General features: G+C 56.1%; 1 rRNA gene. It reads left to right on the forward strand.

What is annotated here, in order from left to right:
- Window positions 1-1399, forward strand: a 23S ribosomal RNA gene (locus tag ACIHCQ_RS44590); the annotation flags it as partial.
- Between the last annotated feature and the right edge of the window lie 21 nt (window positions 1400-1420).

Raw genomic sequence — 1420 nt, forward strand, 5'->3', positions numbered from 1 at the left:
CTAAGGGTGAGACCTGATGCCGAGCCGATTGTGGTGAAGTGGATGATCCTATGCTGTCGAGAAAAGCCTCTAGCGAGTTTCATGGCGGCCCGTACCCTAAACCGACTCAGGTGGTCAGGTAGAGAATACCGAGGCGTTCGGGTGAACTATGGTTAAGGAACTCGGCAAAATGCCCCCGTAACTTCGGGAGAAGGGGGGCCATCACCGGTGATGACATTTACTGTCTGAGCTGGGGGTGGCCGCAGAGACCAGCGAGAAGCGACTGTTTACTAAAAACACAGGTCCGTGCGAAGCCGTAAGGCGATGTATACGGACTGACGCCTGCCCGGTGCTGGAACGTTAAGGGGACCGGTTAGTGCACTTTCGGGTGTGCGAAGCTGAGAACTTAAGCGCCAGTAAACGGCGGTGGTAACTATAACCATCCTAAGGTAGCGAAATTCCTTGTCGGGTAAGTTCCGACCTGCACGAATGGCGTAACGACTTCTCGACTGTCTCAACCATAGGCCCGGTGAAATTGCACTACGAGTAAAGATGCTCGTTTCGCGCAGCAGGACGGAAAGACCCCGGGACCTTTACTATAGTTTGATATTGGTGTTCGGTTCGGCTTGTGTAGGATAGGTGGGAGACTGTGAAGCTTGGACGCCAGTTCAGGTGGAGTCGCCGTTGAAATACCACTCTGGTCGTGCTGGATGTCTAACCTGGGTCCGTGATCCGGATCAGGGACAGTGTCTGATGGGTAGTTTAACTGGGGCGGTTGCCTCCTAAAGAGTAACGGAGGCGCCCAAAGGTTCCCTCAGCCTGGTTGGCAATCAGGTGTTGAGTGTAAGTGCACAAGGGAGCTTGACTGTGAGACCGACGGGTCGAGCAGGGACGAAAGTCGGGACTAGTGATCCGGCGGTGGCTTGTGGAAGCGCCGTCGCTCAACGGATAAAAGGTACCCCGGGGATAACAGGCTGATCTTCCCCAAGAGTCCATATCGACGGGATGGTTTGGCACCTCGATGTCGGCTCGTCGCATCCTGGGGCTGGAGTCGGTCCCAAGGGTTGGGCTGTTCGCCCATTAAAGCGGTACGCGAGCTGGGTTTAGAACGTCGTGAGACAGTTCGGTCCCTATCCGCTGCGCGCGCAGGAGTCTTGAGAAGGGCTGTCCCTAGTACGAGAGGACCGGGACGGACGAACCTCTGGTGTGCCAGTTGTCCTGCCAAGGGCATGGCTGGTTGGCTACGTTCGGAAAGGATAACCGCTGAAAGCATCTAAGCGGGAAGCCTGCTTCGAGATGAGGACTCCCACCCCCTTTGAGGGGTTAAGGCTCCCAGTAGACGACTGGGTTGATAGGCCAGATGTGGAAGCCCTGTAAGGGGTGGAGCTGACTGGTACTAATAGGCCGAGGGCTTGTCCTCAGTTGCTCGCGTCCACTGTGT

The organism is Streptomyces sp. NPDC052236 (assembly GCF_044548015.1).
In the GTDB taxonomy this organism is placed as follows: domain Bacteria; phylum Actinomycetota; class Actinomycetes; order Streptomycetales; family Streptomycetaceae; genus Streptomyces.